The organism is Rhodococcus sp. no. 34, from assembly GCF_054589475.1.
The window spans coordinates 101,855-118,175 of the sequence record NZ_BAAILK010000046.1 but is presented as its reverse complement, the minus strand read 5'-3'; the positions used below and the strand labels follow the sequence as shown (position 1 = coordinate 118,175).

Genomic DNA, 16,321 nt, shown 5'->3' with positions numbered 1-16,321 from the left:
ATTACCGTCGTGGCATGACGCTCACCCCCTCCACCACGCCATCGTCACAGCAGACTCTCACCGAAGACGGGCTGAAGTTCGTCGGTGAATACCACCTCGCGACACTCACGACGTTGCGTCCGAACGGCACCCCACACGTCGTTGCCGTCGGGTTCACCTGGGACCAGGAAGCCGGAAAGGCGCGCGTGATCACCAGCGGTGGCTCACAGAAGGCGATCAACGCAGCGCGTGGCGGATACGCCGCCGTCAGTTCGGTCGACGGTGGCCGCTGGCTCACGCTCGAGGGGCCGGCATGCGTGCTCACCGACGCGGACTCCGTGGCCGACGCCGTTCGGCGCTATGCCGAGCGGTACCGCCAGCCACGGGTCAATCCCGCGCGCGTGGTCATCGAAATCGACGTCACACGCATACTCGGGTCCGCTGCGTTCAAGGAAAGCTGATCAGGCGAGGACAGTCAGGCCGTGCGGACGGTTGTTGAACGACTCGCAACCGTCGGCGGTCACGACGACGATGTCCTCGATACGGGCACCCCAACTGCCGCGGAAGTAGATTCCCGGTTCGATGCTGAAGGCCATACCTTCGACGAGTTCGATGGTGTTGCCCTCGACGATGTACGGCTCCTCGTGCACGGACAGCCCGATACCGTGACCGGTGCGGTGAACGAATACCTCTGCAAGCCCTTGTGCGGCAAGCACTTCGCGGGCTGCAACGTCCACGGATTCTGCGGAGACTCCTGGCCGCACCGAATCGACCGCAGCCTGCTGCGCCGCCTCGAGTACCGCGAACTGTGCGGCAACCTCCGCGGACGGCTGCCCCATGCTGTACGTGCGAGTGGAGTCCGAGTTGTATCCGGGCTCGACCGGTCCGCCGATATCGATGACCACGATATCGCCCCTCTCGATCACCCGGTCCGAAACCTCGTGATGAGGATCGGCGCCGTGCGGGCCCGAACCAACAATCACGAACGCGGCCTCGGTATGCCCCTCTTCGAGAATCGCCGCCGAAATCGCTTCGCCTACTTCAGCTTCCGTACGTCCGACGATCAAGAACTCGGCCATGCGGGCGTGAACACGGTCAATCGCCGCACCGGCTCGCCGCAATGCCTCGATCTCGGCGCCGTCCTTGACCATCCGCAATTCGCGCAAGACGCCGGTGGCGAGAATCGGCAACGCGCCCAAGGTGTCTGCGAGCGGGATCAGATGCAGCGCAGGCATCGCATCCGTCACCGCCACCTTCGCGCCGGTCGGGAGTTGCGCCGCCACAATCGCATACGGGTCGACACCGTCGACCCAGTCGAGGACGGTCAACCCGAGATCGCCCACTGCCGATTCCTTCAGCGACGCCAACTCCAACCGAGGAAGTACGACGGACGCCTTCGCCGTGTCCGCGGCGATGACCAACGCGGTCAAGCGCTCGAACGAGTCAGCCCGAGAACCCGTCAGGTACCGCAGATCCGGACCGGGAGTCACCACCAGACCGTCGAGTCCTGCTGATCGAGCCAACTCCGCGGCGCGAGCGATACGTGCGCCGTACACGGCGCTGGAGAATCGGGAATCCTGTTCGGCTGGAGACGTCATGGCTTACAGGTTAGTGCCGACTGGCAGGATGGTGACCATGAGTGGGCCATTGCTTCTCCTCGACGGTGCCAGCCTGTGGTTTCGTGCGTTCTACGCGCTGCCCGAGTCATTCGTCGATCCCGACGGAAGACCTGTCAACGCGGTGCGCGGTTTCACCGACATGGTGGCGTCCCTGATCACCAAACACGAGCCGAGTCGTCTCGCCGTGTGCCTGGACTTGGACTGGCGACCGCAGTTCCGCGTCGATGCAGTCCCGACGTACAAAGCACATCGCGTCGAGGAAGGCTCTGACGGTGCGTCCGAAGAAGTTCCGGACACGTTGACGCCTCAGGTCGACATGATCATGGACGTGCTCGCTGCAGCGGGTATCGCGACGGCGGGTGCAGTCGGACTCGAAGCCGACGACGTACTGGGAACGCTTGCCGCCACCGAGCGCGAAGATCCCACCGTCGTCGTCAGCGGTGACCGCGACCTACTGCAGGTCGTCACCGACGAGTACGTGCCCGTCCGTGTCCTGTACGTGGGCCGTGGCCTGTCCAAGGCGGAACTCTTCGGACCGGTCGAGGTTGCGGAGAAGTACGGAGTACCCGGTGACCGTGCGGGCGAGGCTTACGCCGAACTCGCGGTACTGCGCGGAGACGCCTCCGACGGTCTACCCGGCATCAAGGGTGTCGGTGAGAAGACTGCGTCGACACTGATGCTCCGTTACGGCTCGTTGGCCGGACTTCGGGCGGCCGCAGCTGATCCTGAATCGGATATGGCCAAGGGGATTCGCGCAAAACTGACCTCACCTGAGGCAATGGCTTACCTTGATGCCGCGTTGCCGGTCGTACGAGTGGTTCGCGACGCGGACGTTCAGTTCTCGAAGGACGACCGACTCCCGGCGACCCCCGTCGATCCCGCACGCCTCGAGGAAGTGGCGGCCTCGCTGAACATCGAGCGCTCGGCCGGCCGGCTTGCCGCCGCGCTCGAGGCTGCGGCGGCAGGCCGTTCCGCCCAATAGGGCGTCAGCTCGGGCGGCTGACCTCGTACGTGCCGTTGTCGTCGACAAACGTCACGGTCACGTTCGACTTCACACCCGCGATCGAAAGCGTGCAGGTGAACTTGTTGCCTGACTTGACTTCCTGGTCCGCGGGGCACTGAACGTTGCTCACGTTCTTCGCCCCGTAGGACTCGGTGACGATCTTCTCGACGCCGGCCTGAGCCGCGCTCTGATCGAGTGTGTTCTTGCCGAAGACTCCGAACACCAGGGCCACCACGACAGCGGCAAGAACGACGAGAACGCCGATCGCACCGAAGATCAGGGGCTTCTTCGACTTACCCGACTGGTTTCCGGGCGCACCGGGACTCGGGAACGGCTGAGCCTGGTTCCACTGGTTCTGCTGTCCCGGAGTCTGCCCGGGGGCCGTGGCGCCCCACGCCTGCTGCGGTGCGGCAGCCGGAGGCTGACCCCACGCCTGGGTTGCGTCAGGTGCCTGCTGTTGCCCGGGCTGACCCCACGGCTGTGCGGGAGGTTGTTGCTGGGGTTGTCCCCACGGCTGTTGCTGGCCGGGTTGTCCTTGTCCAGGCTGCTGCGGCTGACCGTACGCAGGCTGACCACCCGGCTGGCCGTAGGCAGGTTGTCCCCACGGCTGTTGCTGGCCGGGCTGCTGACCGGGCTGCGGTGTTTGACCAGGCTGACCCCACGGCTGTTGCTGGCCGGGCTGCTGACCAGGCTGCTGTTGTCCGCCCGGCTGCTGAGGATTCTGCCCCCACTGCTGCTCGTTCGGCTGCTGCTGATCACCAGGACCCCATTGCCGATTCGGATCGTTCGGTCCGTAAGGCCCGCTCATGTTCGCCTCCCACTCGAAATACCAGTCTGCGAATCAAACCACATAGTTGCGGTCATGCTGCGTCGACAGCAACTACCCCGCGACGAATTGCAGCTACCGCCCGCGCCGCAGTCTTCGCGACGTCGGCGTCCGTCGAAGTCAGGCGGACCTGATCGAGGAGATCGATCACCTGACGACACCAACGTACAAAGTCACCCGCAGACAGCGCACGACCCTGCACTCCAGCCGCGATCAGTGCGTCGACAAGCGAGTTTTCGCTCGCCCAGTGATAAACGGCAGTGACGAATCCGAGATCCGGTTCCCGCGTCGGCGGCAGCTTGTGGCGAATCTCGTCCGACCGCAGTTCGCTCCACAATCGTTGAGTGTCGTTGAGGGCGTGACGAAGCGCCGCTGTCGGCACCCGATCGACGGTGTCCCCGTCCCGACGTGATTCGTAGACCACCGAGGACACGACGGCCGCCAACTCAGCCGGGCTGAGTCCTGTCCACGCCCCGGTCCGCAGGCATTCGGCGACCAGAAGGTCGCTTTCCGAGTAGATGCGGCTGAGTCGTCGTCCGGATTCGGTGACTTCGGGCGCTGCTTCGGCAGTCATGTACTCACGCTCTTTGAGTAGCGCAATGATGCGGTCGAACGTCCGCGCCAACGAGTTGGTGGTGGCCGCAGCCTTTTCCCTCATCGACTGCGTTTCCCTGGCCAGCCGGTTGTAGCGCTCACCGATCCGGCTCAGATGTTCACGATCGGGCCAGCTGTGGCACGGATGCGAGCGAATAGCACGTCGCAAAGTAGCGACCTCGGCATCTTCGGATGCGCCCGCCTTGTGGCGCTTCTTTCGCCGGGGGGCACTGATCCCGGTACTACGCAACGCCGAGGCCAGATCGCGCCGGATCCGGGCGGTGTGGTGATCGACATGCTTGGGCAGTCGCATCTTTCCCAGAACGTCGGCTGCTTCCGGGAAATCACCCGAGGAGAGTCGGCCGGCCCACTGATCGGCCGTCAGAACCAGCGGACGCGGGTCCTTCGGATCGTTGTCCGGGACGAGGACCACTGCCACCCCGGAATGACGACCGATGGGAATTGCGATCACGTCACCGCGGGCGAGTGCACGGAGGGACTCCACCGCATCTCCGCGTCGGTCTTCGCGGCCCTTACGTTCGAGCGCGCGCTCGCGCGCACTGAGCCGCTCACGCAACGACGCGTATTCGAAGTACTCACCGTCCGCACCGCCGAGTTTCTCCTGCAAACCCTTCAGTGCTTCTTCGTTCCGCTCGATGCCACGCACCAGGCCGACCACCGAGCGATCCGCTTGGAACTGCGCGAAGGAACGTTCGAGCAGCTTCCGTGAATCCGCCGCGCCCATGCGCTCGACGAGATTGATCGACATGTTGTACGAGGGGCGGAACGAACTGCGGAGCGGGAACGTCCGTGTCGACGCCAAGCCGGCGACATCCGTCGGCTCGACCCCGGGCTGCCACAGGACCACAGCGTGGCCTTCGACGTCGATGCCGCGTCGGCCGGCCCGACCCGTCAGCTGCGTGTACTCCCCCGGCGTCAGTTCGGCGTGCGATTCACCGTTGTACTTGACCAGACGTTCGAGCACCACCGTGCGTGCCGGCATGTTGATGCCGAGGGCCAGCGTCTCGGTCGCGAAGACCGCCCGCACGAGCCCCTTGACGAACAGTTCCTCGACTGTCTGGCGGAATGCCGGCAGCATGCCGGCATGGTGAGATGCCAGTCCGCGTCGTAGTGCCTTGCACCAGTCCCGATATCCGAGAACTTCGAGATCCTCTTCGGGTAGTTCCCCGGTGTGTTTCTCGATGATGGTGTCGATCTCGCGGACCTGCTCCGGCGAAGTGAGATCCAGTCTGGACCGCAGGCACTGTGCAAGAGCCGCATCACAACCGGCGCGGCTGAAGATGAAAGTGATGGCCGGGAGCAGTCCGGACTGATCGAGCTGAGCGATGACGTCAGGTCGTGGCAAGGGCCGGAAATCGTTGGAACTCTGGTAGCTGCCGCGTCGTCCGCGGCCACGCGGCTGCCAACTCTCGACGCGTTCGAGAGCCTGACGCTGCTTGACGTGGCGAACCAGATCCTGGTCGACGAGCACGGTCTTCGGCCCGGCAGCAGGATGACTACGACTGTCGAAGAGATCGAAGATTCGCCTACCGACCATGATGTGCTGCCACAGCGGGATCGGCCGAGTCTCGTCCACGACCACAGTGGTGTCGCCGCGGACGGTTTCCATCCAGGCACCGAATTCTTCGGCATTGCTCACGGTCGCCGACAAACTCACCAGGCGTACGTCCTCGGACAGGTGCAGGATCACTTCCTCCCACACCGCCCCACGGAACCGGTCGGCCAGGTAATGCACTTCGTCCATGACGACGTGCGAAAGCCCCCGCAGTGCCTCGGAGTTGGCGTAGAGCATGTTCCGCAGGACTTCGGTGGTCATGACGACCACCGGTGCGTCGGAGTTGATACTCGAATCACCCGTCAGCAGACCGACTTCGCCGGGGCCGTACCGCTCGACGAGTTCGGCGTACTTCTGATTGCTCAACGCTTTGATCGGCGTCGTGTAGAAACACTTGCGGCCCGCCGCCAGAGCCAGGTGGACAGCGAACTCGCCGACCACGGTCTTGCCTGCACCGGTCGGCGCGCAGACAAGGACGCCGTGGCCCGCTTCGAGCGCAACGCATGCCTTCACCTGGAATGGATCGAGTTCGAACTTCAGGCTGGACGCGAACGTGCTCAGGTCACTCTTGTTCATAACCACCTCGTCAGGGTTTCACACGCCGCCGACGTGGTGGCACGGCGCTCAGAGAGTGTCAGTGAAATCCTGGCCGGGCGCGTTGTCGCCGGCGGTGTCGGATTTCTCCGCGACCGGAGCCTTGGACTTGGACTTACGTCCGAACAATCCACTCGATTCGGCCTTGGGTTTGGTCGGATTGTCGAAAGCCTCGTTCAGATCGGACGGAGCCGAGATGGAGGAAGCTTCCTCGTCGGACAGTGCGCCCCAGTCTTCACCGGCTCGCTTGGCCTTACGTTTGTCGTTGAGGCGAGCGATCTGGACCGCGACCTCGAAGAGAAGCGTCAGAGCCAGCGCGAGCGCCAACATCGAGAACGGATCCGACCCTGGCGTGGCAACTGCAGCGAATACGAAGAGCCCGAAGATCAATCCTCGACGCCAGGCCTTCAAACGCTCGTACGTCAGAATGCCGGCAAAGTTCAACACGACGACGAGCAGTGGAATTTCGAAGCTGACGCCGAAGATGAGCAGCAGATTGATGATGAAGCCGAAGTACTCCGAACCACTGAGCGCGGTGATCTGGACGTTGTCACCGATGGTCAGGAGGAAGTGCAAAGCCTTCGCCACGACGAGGTACGCCAGGATTGCGCCGAGAATGAAGAGAGCGGCACCTGCGGTGACGAATCCGACCGCGTAGCGACGCTCTTTGGCGTAGAGGCCCGGGGTGATGAATGCCCACAATTGGTAAAGCCACACCGGGCAGGCAAGAACGATGCCGGCGGTGAGCGCCACTTTGAATCGCAGCATGAACTGCTCGAACGGCCCGGTCGCCAGCAATCGGCACGCGTCGTCGGTGCTGAGGTTGGCGCGACTCTCGGACGGAAGCTCACAGTACGGTCCGCGAAGCAGATCGCCCAGACTTTCGAGACCGAGTACCGAGTGTGAATACCAGAAGAAGCCGAACGCCGTGGTGATGATCACGCCGAGGAATGCGAACAACAAACGAGTCCGCAATTCGTACAGGTGGTCGACCAACGACATGGTGCCGTCTGGGTTGACCTTCCGCTTGCGGTTACGCGGGTCTAACGGAATACGCACTGTGCATCCTGGTCTTGGTCAGCAGACAACCGGGGTGAACGAATATTTCACCCCGGCTAGAACGCAGTGTGTACTAGAGCGGCTTGACTTCGGTCGGCTGCGCAACAGGTGCTGCTGCACCGTTTGCGACCACCGCGGTGTTGGCCGTCGGCAACTGTGCCGGAGCAGGCTGTGCGACCGGCGCGCTTGCGGGCGCCGCATCGTCGTTCTGCATTTCCTTGACTTCGCTCTTGAAGATGCGGAGGGAACGACCCAGACCGCGTGCTGCATCGGGAAGCTTCTTCGACCCGAACAGAATTACGACGACAACAGCGACAATCAGCCAATGCATCGGCTGCATTGCACCCATAACGACCTCCCATGATCAGATTCCTCGATGCTACCGGACACAACCGGCGCTCGGAGGTGCCAAAGCACTTACTTCAGCTACCTTTTACCTGTTTGTTTCCTGCGAACTCACTGAACGTGAAGTTTCCCGAAGTTTTACGAACCGATTACGTCATAGGCGTCGAGCGCCGCAACGGCTCGATCATGGACTTCGGAGACCAGTTCCGGCGGATGAAGGACCCGAACGCCCTCACCGAATCCCAACACCAGCCTTGCCATCCATTCAAGTGTTCCGAAACTCATCGTCGCCTCGACCGACCCGTCGTCGTTCACGTGCTCGACGTCCAACGGGTAGTAGTCGAGCATCCACACCCACTCTTTGGTGATGAACAACCGCGCTTCCGGAAGGGAACCGTCGCCGCTGAACAATTCGAGATTCGAATCCTCCTCGAGGGCCTGCGGCGGCGGGTCGGCGGGCTCGTCGAGTTGGACGGCGGCGTCGATCCGATCGAATCTGAACAACCGCACGCCCTCGGCTTGACGGCACCACGCCTGGAGGTAGCTGTAGTTGTCGACCAACACGATACGAACGGGGTCGACGATGCGCACGGAGACCGCGTCGCGCGAGGCGGAGTAATACGTCAATCGCAGGGCGGTCTTGTCTGCGAGCGCGGCTCTGACCGTCGCTGCTATCGGGTCTTCGGCGATGTCCGGCGCCGGCGATGTGTCCCGGTCCTGACCGATGGCTCGTGCCGCGGCCGAGCCTGCTGCGTCCTCGATCTTCGCGATGGCACGCTGCGCCGAGGACGGATCGACCATGCCGGGCATTTCCACCAAGGACCGCAGGGCGATCAGCAACGCCGTCGCCTCCGTCGAGGTGAGGCGCAACGGGCGATCGATCCCGGCCGAGAACGTGACCTCGATACTTTCCTCGGAGAAGGACAGGTCGATGAGATCACCGGGACCGTAACCGGGCAGTCCGCACACCCACAGTTGATTGAGGTCGGTCATCAGTTGAGTGGTGCTGACACCGAGCTCCTCGGCGGCCTCGGCGGGACTGATGCCAGGATTTGCGATGAAGTACGGCACGAGGTTGAGCAGCCGTGCCAACCGCGACGACAGTCGATTGCTCATCAGTGGTCCCCCTGTCCATTGCCGGTGATCGGGCTCGCCGCGGCGGCGCGCAGCTTCGCGACGACCTCAGCACGCAAATCCGGTGGGTCCAGCACCAATGCGTCCAACCCGTGACCGGCGATCAACCGAGCGGTCCATTCCCAGGATCGAACGGGGATGGCCAGTACGCTGCCGTCGCGATCGGTCAACCGCCGTTCGGACGACGACGTCGCAAGCCGCCGAAGCTCATGGGCGCGGCCGTCTGCGACCCACACCGTAGCCGTCCCGGTCACGACGCCCGAACCGGTCACGCGATCGACGACCTCGCGAAGGTCGACACCTTCAGGTTTGTGAACCGAACCGGCCGGGCCGAACTCCCTGACGTCGTCACCGATCCGTGAGAGCCGGAAGGTCCTCACCGCATCACGGTCGACGTCGTGCCCGACCAGGTACCACTTGCCGTTGTGCGTGACGACGCCCCACGGCTCGACGGTGCGTTCGGTGAACGGTTCGTTCAATGCGCCGCGGTGCTGAAAATGAACTGCTCGGCCGGCGTCGACCGCTGCAAGAAGCTTGCCGAGCGCGGGCTCCGAACCGCGAGTGCGTGCCGGAATCGCGGTGACCGGGGCGGCACTGACTTCTGAGTCGACCTGGACGCCGGCCGCTCGGAGTTTGAGTAGTGCACTCTGGGCTGCCGAAATCAGTTCCGGCGACTCCCACAACTGCACTGCGACGGCGACAGCAGCAGATTCCTCGCTGGTGAGGTCCACGTCCGGAAGCTCGTAGGCATTGCGATTGATCCGATACCCCTCGACGGTCGAGAAACGTCCTGCCAGACCGGTTTCCAACGGGACACCCAGGTCACGAAGTTCGTTCTTGTCGCGCTCGAACATGCGACTGAACGCTTCGTAGTTCGCGGAATCGTTGTACCCGGCCACACTGTCACGGATTTTCTCCGCCGTGAGGAACTGTCTGGTGGACAGCAATGCGATCACCAGGTTCATCAACCGCTCGATTTTTGATGTCGCCACGCCGAAATCCTAGTGGCTATCCGATAACCGAACGCGCGCCGGACACTTTCGTGCCCGGCGCGTCGCCGCAAAACAGACCTGCTGTGTTGTAAATCGTGAAATTGGGTGACCTACATCGAAGCGATCAAACGCTCGACACGCTCGTCGACGGAGCGGAACGGGTCCTTGCACAGCACCGTTCTCTGCGCCTGATCGTTGAGCTTGAGGTGAACCCAGTCGACTGTGAAGTCCCGGCCTGCTGCCTGGGCTGCGGTGATGAAGTCGCCCCGCAATTTGGCGCGCGTGGTCTGCGGCGGATTCTCGACGGCGTCGTCGATCGTCTCGTCCTCGGTGACCCGCTTGACCAAGCCCTTGCGCTGGAGAACGTCGAAGACGCCCCTGCCGCGTTTGATGTCGTGGTAAGCCAAGTCGAGCTGCGCGATCTTGGGATCGGACAGATCGAAACCGTGACGGTCCTGGTATCGCTGGAACAGCTTGCGCTTGATGACCCAGTCGATCTCCGTGTCGACCTTCGCAAAATCCTGAGCTTCGACGGCGTCGAGGGTGCGACCCCAGAGATCGACAACCTGCTCCACCTGCGGGTCCGGTTCGCGGTTACGCAGATGTTCGACCGCCTTGGCGTGGTACTCGCGCTGAATATCGAGAGCACTGGCCTGACGTCCACCAGCAAGGCGAACCGGCTTTTTACCGGTCACGTCGTGACTGACCTCGCGGATGGCACGAATCGGGTTGTCCAAAGCGAAATCGCGGAACGACACCCCGGCTTCGATCATCTCGAGCACCAGTGCGGCAGAACCGACCTTGAGCATCGTCGTCGTTTCGGCCATGTTCGAATCGCCGACGATCACGTGCAGGCGGCGGTACTTCTCGGCGTCGGCATGCGGTTCGTCGCGGGTGTTGATGATCGGACGCGAGCGAGTGGTAGCCGACGAGACGCCCTCCCAGATGTGTTCCGCGCGCTGCGAGAGGCAGAACGTCGCGGCCTTCGGAGTCTGCAGTACCTTTCCGGCGCCGCAGATCAACTGGCGCGTGACGAGGAACGGCAACAAGACATCCGAAATGCGGGAGAACTCACCGGCGCGCGCGACGAGAAAGTTCTCGTGGCAGCCGTACGAGTTTCCGGCCGAGTCGGTGTTGTTCTTGAAGAGATAGATGTCGCCACCAATACCCTCCTCGGCGAGTCTCGCCTCGGCGTCGATCAGCAGTTCTTCGAGCACACGCTCACCGGCACGGTCGTGATTGACCAGCTGGATGAGGCTGTCGCACTCGGCCGTCGCGTACTCCGGGTGCGAACCCACATCCAGGTACAAGCGGGCTCCGTTACGGAGGAAGACGTTGGAGCTGCGACCCCACGACACGACACGACGGAAGAGGTAACGAGCAACCTCGTCGGGGCTCAGTCTCCTGTGCCCGTGAAAGGTGCAGGTAACGCCGAATTCCGTCTCGATACCCATGATTCGTCTCTGCACGCTTCGACAGTACAACCAGAATGCGAGGTTCACCCGTGTACTTCGATCGCGTCGTAAGTCACGACTCGACAACGTCGGGCGGCAGCATAGTGTGACGGTGTGAGCCTTATTCGCCGAAAAGTTGTCCGAAGCGACGTCAAAGTCATGGAAAGCACTGGAGCACTGCGCCCTTCCGTGCTCGACCCGACCATGCGGTTTCTCTCCAGAGCCGCCGATCACGGCGTTTTGTGGATGGTTGTCGCCGCCTTGCTCGCGATGATCGGCGGGCGGCCCCGTAGGGCAGCAGCACGCGGGCTGCTCGCACTGGCCGGTTCCAGCGCGCTGGCCAACGGCATACTCAAGCCCCTCTTTCCCCGCCGACGCCCACCGGCACGCGTCTGGCTGAGTCCCAAGCGAGGAGTCGACATCCCGACCTCGTCCTCGTTCCCCTCCGGCCATTCGTCATCAGCAGCGGCATTCACTGCCGCAGTGGCCATGGAATCCCCGGTTGCTGGAGCTGCTCTGGCACCGCTCGCGGCAGCAGTGGCGTATTCACGCGTTCACAACGGAGTCCACTGGCCGTCCGACGTCTTCGCGGGCCTCGCGGTCGGCGGTGCTATCGCTGCCGGCACGCGGCGTTGGTGGGCGGTGCGCGACGAAGAACCCGCCGAACTCGGACCCGAGTGCGTGGTTCCCGCGCTCCCGCGCGGAGAAGGCTTGTTGGTCTTCACCAATCCTGGTTCAGGCTCCGAAGACGACGGGATCGTGGAATCGATTCGAGAACTACTACCGGAAGCGATCGTCTACGAGTTCGACGCGGACATCGACTTCGACATGCAGATCGATGCCAAGATCCCCGAGCTCTCGCCGAAAGCGTTGGGTGTATGCGGCGGCGACGGAACAGTGGTCACGGTCGCGACCGCGGCGACAAAGCACGAGCTACCACTTGCGGTTTTTCCCGGCGGAACATTGAACCATTTCGCCCGCGACGTCGGGGCGGTGAATGTCGAGGATACCGCACAGGCAGTCGAGTCCGGTCAGGCGGCATTCGTCGACCACGCGGTGGTGCGCACGGATTCCGGAGTGACTGCACGGTTTCTCAACACAGCCAGCCTCGGCGGATACCCGGATGCTGTGCGCCTGAGGGAAAAATGGGAACCGCGTTTCGGTAAGTGGCCGGCCGCAGGAGCCGCGATGATCCGGGTTCTCGCAGCGGCGGAGCCGATGACGGTCACCATCGACGGGAAGCGGACCACAATCTGGATGCTGTTCGTCGGAAACGGGCGATACTCCCCCGCCGATCAGGTGCCGATGTCGCGTCCGGAGATGAACCGTGGACTACTCGACGTCCGCTATCTGCGCGCGGACAAGAAATTCTCGCGCTCACGTCTGCTGTTTGCGGCTGCCACAGGAACATTGGGCAGCTCGCGGGTCTACGTTCGCGAACTCGTCTCGTCGATGTCGGTTCGAGTCGCCGATTCACCGGTAGCCATCGCCACCGACGGTGAAGTGGTGGCAGACGCGCGCCGGTTCGATTTCGACACCGAACCGGGCGCGGTGGCTGTCTACCGAGTCACTCAGTAACTCCAGACCTGCAGTAACTCCCAGACCTACGGAGTATCTACGAGGGTGCGTCGCCGTCTGCCGGCGGCGCATCCTCGACTGCTGCCGGAGCTGGAAGCATCTCTTCCAAAACCGTTCCAGCGATCCGTTTGAACGCACGGCGTGGACGATTGCTGTCGAGTACGGCAACCTCGAGTGCGCTCACATCGAGAGTTCGTGGTTCCGCCTCAGTGGTTCCGGCCGGTGCCGGGCCGCCCTTTTGGAGCGCCCCGACTGCAATCCGCACTGCGGATTCGAGGTCGAGGTCTCGCTGGTACGACTCGCGCATCGCAGTCACGATCGGTTCGGTCGTGCCGCCCATGACCACGAATTCCTGCTCGTCCGCGATGGATCCGTCGTACGTGATCCGGTAGAGCTGAGCCGGCGTACTGCTTCCGAAGCGACCGATCTCGGCAACACAGATCTCGACCTCGTACGGCTTGGGCTGCTCGGTGAAGATCGTGCCCAGGGTTTGTGCGTACGCATTGGCGAGCGAACGCCCGGTGACGTCCCGACGGTCGTACGAGTACCCACGCATGTCTGCGTGGACGATGCCCGCGCGGCGCAGATTCTCGAACTCGTTGTACTTGCCCACTGCCGCGAATCCGAGACGGTCGTACAGTTCGCTGACCTTGTGCAGAGCACGCGACGGGTTCTCGGCGACAAAGAGCACTCCGTCGCGGTAGGTGAGAACGACGACGCTGCGCCCGCGGGCAATTCCCTTGCGCGCCAATTCCGAACGATCGCGCATGATCTGTTCGGCTGATGCGTAATACGGCATCGTCATAGCGCAGACTCCCCTTCCGGACTCGCGGTCGCAGTGCGAGCCGCGACGATCTCCCTGGCGATCTCGGCAGCCCTGGTGGGCGACAACTCCACAGCGCCGGCCGAGGTGATGGTGACCGCCGTCGGATAGATCCCTCGTGTCAGATCAGGACCACCGGTAGCCGAATCGTCATCTGCCGCGTCGTAGAGCGCCTCGACGGCGAACCGAAGCGCGGTGTCCTCGTCGATTCCCGGTGAATACAGCTTCTTGAGCGCCGATTTCGCGAACAGGGAGCCGGATCCGACTGCGTGATAGCCCGCGCGCTCCTCGTATCGTCCACCGACGACGTCGTAGGAGACGATGCGACCGGCGGTGGACGGTTCGACCGCGTCCAGGTCGTAACCCACGAGCAGTGGCACAACCGCCAAACCTTGCATCGCTGCTCCGAGATTTCCTCGAACCATCGACGAAAGTCGATTGGCCTTGCCGTCGAACGTGAGTGGGACGCCTTCGATCTTCTCGTAATGTTCGAGCTCGACCGCGAAGAGCCGCACCAGTTCGATTGCGATCCCGGCCGTACCGGCAATACCCGCAGCCGAGTAGTCGTCCGTGACGTACACCTTCTGCACGTCACGGCTGGCGATGAGATTGCCCATCGTCGCTCGGCGATCACCCGCGAGCAGAACACCACCCGCATAGCTGATCGCGACGATGGTGGTGCCGTGCGGAGCTACGTCTCCCCCGCCCATGACAACACCTCCTGCGTCGGCGAAGCGGTTCTGCGGAAGATGCTCCGGTGCATGCACCCGAAGGTATTCCGAGAATGACGACAGATTCGAGCCGAAGCTCAACCGTGTGTCCCCGTCTGTGATCCGGGGCGCGCGATCCACCGTCACTGGCCGCCCTTCTGGACGTAGGCACGGACGAAGTCCTCGGCGTTCTCTTCCAACACGTCGTCGATCTCGTCGAGCAGGTCGTCGGTTTCTGCAGCGAGCTTCTCGCGACGTTCCTGGCCGGCACTGCCGTCGCCACCAGTGGTTTCGTCGTCTTCGCCGCCACCGGCACGCTGCGTCTGTTCTTGAGCCATCGCCGTCGACCTCCTTGTGTGAAGGGAGCTCTCGCGAGCATCCTGTTCGGCCCAGCAGAGTCGGTAACTGATCCCGCTCGGACCTTCACCCTACCGAGCGGCACCGTCAGGTGTGGAGAGACGCGACGGCGAGCCGCATCGGCTGATTTCAGTGAGTGAGCTGATCAACCAGTTCCGCGGCGCTGTCCACGGAGTCGAGCAACGCTCCGACGTGCGCTTTGGTACCTCGAAGCGGCTCGAGGGTGGGGATACGGATCAACGATTCACCGCCGAGATCGAAGATGACCGAATCCCAGCTCGCGGCCGCGATATCGGCCCCGAATCGGCGTAGGCACTCGCCCCGGAAGTATGCGCGAGTGTCGGTGGGAGGGTTCGTGACCGCGTCGAGAACCTGCTGTTCGGTGACAAGCCGCTCCATGGAGCCGCGAGCAACCAGGCGGTTGTACAGGCCCTTGTCGAGTCGCACGTCGGAGTACTGCAGATCCACCAGATGCAATCGCGGCGCCGACCACGCGAGTCCCTCACGATTGCGGAACCCTTCGAGCAGACGCAGTTTGGCCGGCCAGTCGAGGATGTTCGCGCACTCCATGGGATCGCGCTCGAGGAGATCGAGAACCATCGCCCACTTTGCGACGATATCGTCCGCTCGCGGATCACGATCGGTCTCACGGTCGAGGAACTTCGAGACACGTTCGAGGTAAATGCGTTGCAGCGCAAGCCCTGTCAGTTCACGTCCGTCGGCCAGCGCAACGGTCTTGCGCAGAGTGGGGTCGTGACTGATGTGGTGGACGGCCGTGACCGGACGCGCCAGTTGCAGATCGGTGAGGTCGACACCTGCCTCGATCAGGTCGAGTACCAGCGCCGTTGTTCCAACCTTGAGGTACGTCGACATCTCCGCGAGGTTCGCGTCACCGATGATGACGTGCAGGCGGCGATACTTGTCCGCATCCGCGTGCGGTTCGTCGCGGGTGTTGATGATTCCGCGCTTGAGAGTGGTCTCGAGGCCTACTTCGACCTCGATGTAGTCGGATCGCTGCGAAAGCTGGAATCCGGCCTCGTCGCCGGACTGACCGAGACCCACACGACCGGAACCGCAGATCACCTGCCGGGACGCGAAAAACGGCGTCAATCCTGTCACGATCGAGGCGAACGGGGTCTCACGTGAGCAGAGGTAGTTCTCGTGCGTGCCGTACGAGGCACCCTTGCCGTCGACGTTGTTCTTGTACAGCTGGAGCCGAGGCGCACCCGGCACGCTGGATGCGTGCCGCGCAGCCGCTTCCATGACGCGTTCGCCGGCCTTGTCCCAGATCACGGCGTCGAGCGGGTCGGCGACCTCGGGCGCCGAATACTCCGGATGGGCGTGATCGACGTACAACCGTGCCCCGTTGGTGAGAATCATGTTCGCGGCGCCGATCTCGTCCGCGTCGATCACCGGCGCGGGACCGCTCATTCGCCCCAGATCGAAGCCTCGGGCATCTCGCAGCGGGGATTCGACCTCGTAATCCCAGCGTGTGCGCTTGGCCCGTGGCACGCCCGCTGCGGCGGCGTAGGCAAGCACCGCCTGGGTTGAAGTGAGAATCGGATTCGCCGACGGCTCACTGGGTGAAGATATTCCGTATTCGACCTCGACACCGATGATCCGCTGCATGACACAAGAGCCTATGTGATTGCGGCGCGGCACCCACAGGCGTGGCACA

General features: G+C 63.1%; 15 protein-coding genes. 3 read left to right on the top strand and 12 right to left on the bottom strand.

Annotated elements, in window-relative coordinates:
* Positions 1 to 14: 14 nt before the first annotated feature.
* Entirely contained in the window at positions 15 to 440 is a 426-nt protein-coding gene (locus ACYP01_RS21795) for a PPOX class F420-dependent oxidoreductase (RefSeq protein ID WP_459682373.1), read from the top strand.
* Here the strand turns inward: ACYP01_RS21795 and ACYP01_RS21790 are convergent, their stop codons facing one another.
* A complete protein-coding gene (locus ACYP01_RS21790; RefSeq protein ID WP_373936825.1) occupies positions 441 to 1,577 on the bottom strand; it encodes a M24 family metallopeptidase in 1,137 nt (378 codons plus the stop codon).
* Between the two features lie 37 nt (positions 1,578 to 1,614).
* Here ACYP01_RS21790 and ACYP01_RS21785 point away from each other — a divergent pair, with 37 nt between their 5' ends.
* Complete coding sequence (locus ACYP01_RS21785; RefSeq protein WP_459682370.1) at positions 1,615 to 2,580, top strand: 5'-3' exonuclease; 966 nt, start codon at positions 1,615 to 1,617, stop codon at positions 2,578 to 2,580.
* A 4-nt stretch (positions 2,581 to 2,584) separates the two neighbouring features.
* Here the strand turns inward: ACYP01_RS21785 and ACYP01_RS21780 are convergent, their stop codons facing one another.
* From ACYP01_RS21780 to pafA, 7 genes are all read right to left on the bottom strand, one after another.
* Positions 2,585 to 3,409 (bottom strand): DUF4333 domain-containing protein, encoded by an 825-nt coding sequence (locus ACYP01_RS21780; RefSeq protein ID WP_459682367.1) that lies wholly within the window; start codon positions 3,407 to 3,409, stop codon positions 2,585 to 2,587.
* Positions 3,410 to 3,461: 52 nt separating this feature from the next.
* The gene (locus ACYP01_RS21775; RefSeq protein ID WP_459682364.1) at positions 3,462 to 6,173 is read right to left on the bottom strand and encodes a DEAD/DEAH box helicase; all 2,712 of its coding nucleotides are present in this window, start codon (positions 6,171 to 6,173) and stop codon (positions 3,462 to 3,464) included.
* 48 nt (positions 6,174 to 6,221) lie between these two features.
* The gene (gene tatC, locus ACYP01_RS21770; protein ID WP_459682361.1) at positions 6,222 to 7,250 is read right to left on the bottom strand and encodes a twin-arginine translocase subunit TatC; all 1,029 of its coding nucleotides are present in this window, start codon (positions 7,248 to 7,250) and stop codon (positions 6,222 to 6,224) included.
* Positions 7,251 to 7,323: 73 nt separating this feature from the next.
* Positions 7,324 to 7,599 (bottom strand): Sec-independent protein translocase subunit TatA, encoded by a 276-nt coding sequence (gene tatA, locus ACYP01_RS21765; protein ID WP_003944836.1) that lies wholly within the window; start codon positions 7,597 to 7,599, stop codon positions 7,324 to 7,326.
* 134 nt (positions 7,600 to 7,733) lie between these two features.
* Positions 7,734 to 8,711, bottom strand: coding sequence for a helix-turn-helix transcriptional regulator (locus ACYP01_RS21760; RefSeq protein WP_459682357.1), 978 nt, complete (start codon positions 8,709 to 8,711; stop codon positions 7,734 to 7,736).
* Positions 8,711 to 9,721, bottom strand: a complete 1,011-nt coding sequence (locus ACYP01_RS21755; RefSeq protein ID WP_003944939.1) for a helix-turn-helix transcriptional regulator — start codon at positions 9,719 to 9,721, stop codon at positions 8,711 to 8,713. The genes ACYP01_RS21760 and ACYP01_RS21755 overlap by 1 nt, the downstream gene beginning before the upstream one ends.
* A 110-nt stretch (positions 9,722 to 9,831) precedes the next feature.
* The gene (gene pafA, locus ACYP01_RS21750) at positions 9,832 to 11,190 is read right to left on the bottom strand and encodes a Pup--protein ligase (RefSeq protein ID WP_007729869.1); all 1,359 of its coding nucleotides are present in this window, start codon (positions 11,188 to 11,190) and stop codon (positions 9,832 to 9,834) included.
* A 144-nt stretch (positions 11,191 to 11,334) separates the two neighbouring features.
* Between pafA and ACYP01_RS21745 the strand changes: the two genes are divergently transcribed.
* Entirely contained in the window at positions 11,335 to 12,753 is a 1,419-nt protein-coding gene (locus tag ACYP01_RS21745) for a phosphatase PAP2 family protein (RefSeq protein WP_459683043.1), read from the top strand.
* Between the two features lie 37 nt (positions 12,754 to 12,790).
* Here the strand turns inward: ACYP01_RS21745 and prcA are convergent, their stop codons facing one another.
* From prcA to dop, 4 genes are all read right to left on the bottom strand, one after another.
* Positions 12,791 to 13,558, bottom strand: a complete 768-nt coding sequence (gene prcA, locus ACYP01_RS21740) for a proteasome subunit alpha (protein ID WP_459682353.1) — start codon at positions 13,556 to 13,558, stop codon at positions 12,791 to 12,793.
* On the bottom strand, positions 13,555 to 14,433 hold the full coding sequence (prcB, locus tag ACYP01_RS21735) for a proteasome subunit beta (RefSeq protein ID WP_459682351.1): 879 nt from the start codon (positions 14,431 to 14,433) through the stop codon (positions 13,555 to 13,557). The genes prcA and prcB overlap by 4 nt, the downstream gene beginning before the upstream one ends.
* Entirely contained in the window at positions 14,430 to 14,624 is a 195-nt protein-coding gene (locus ACYP01_RS21730) for a ubiquitin-like protein Pup (RefSeq protein ID WP_003944925.1), read from the bottom strand. Before ACYP01_RS21730 ends, prcB begins: the two co-directional genes overlap by 4 nt.
* Before the next feature lie 148 nt (positions 14,625 to 14,772).
* Positions 14,773 to 16,272: a depupylase/deamidase Dop gene (gene dop / locus ACYP01_RS21725; protein WP_003944852.1), complete on the bottom strand. Its 1,500-nt coding sequence runs from the start codon at positions 16,270 to 16,272 to the stop codon at positions 14,773 to 14,775.
* Positions 16,273 to 16,321 lie beyond the last annotated feature (49 nt).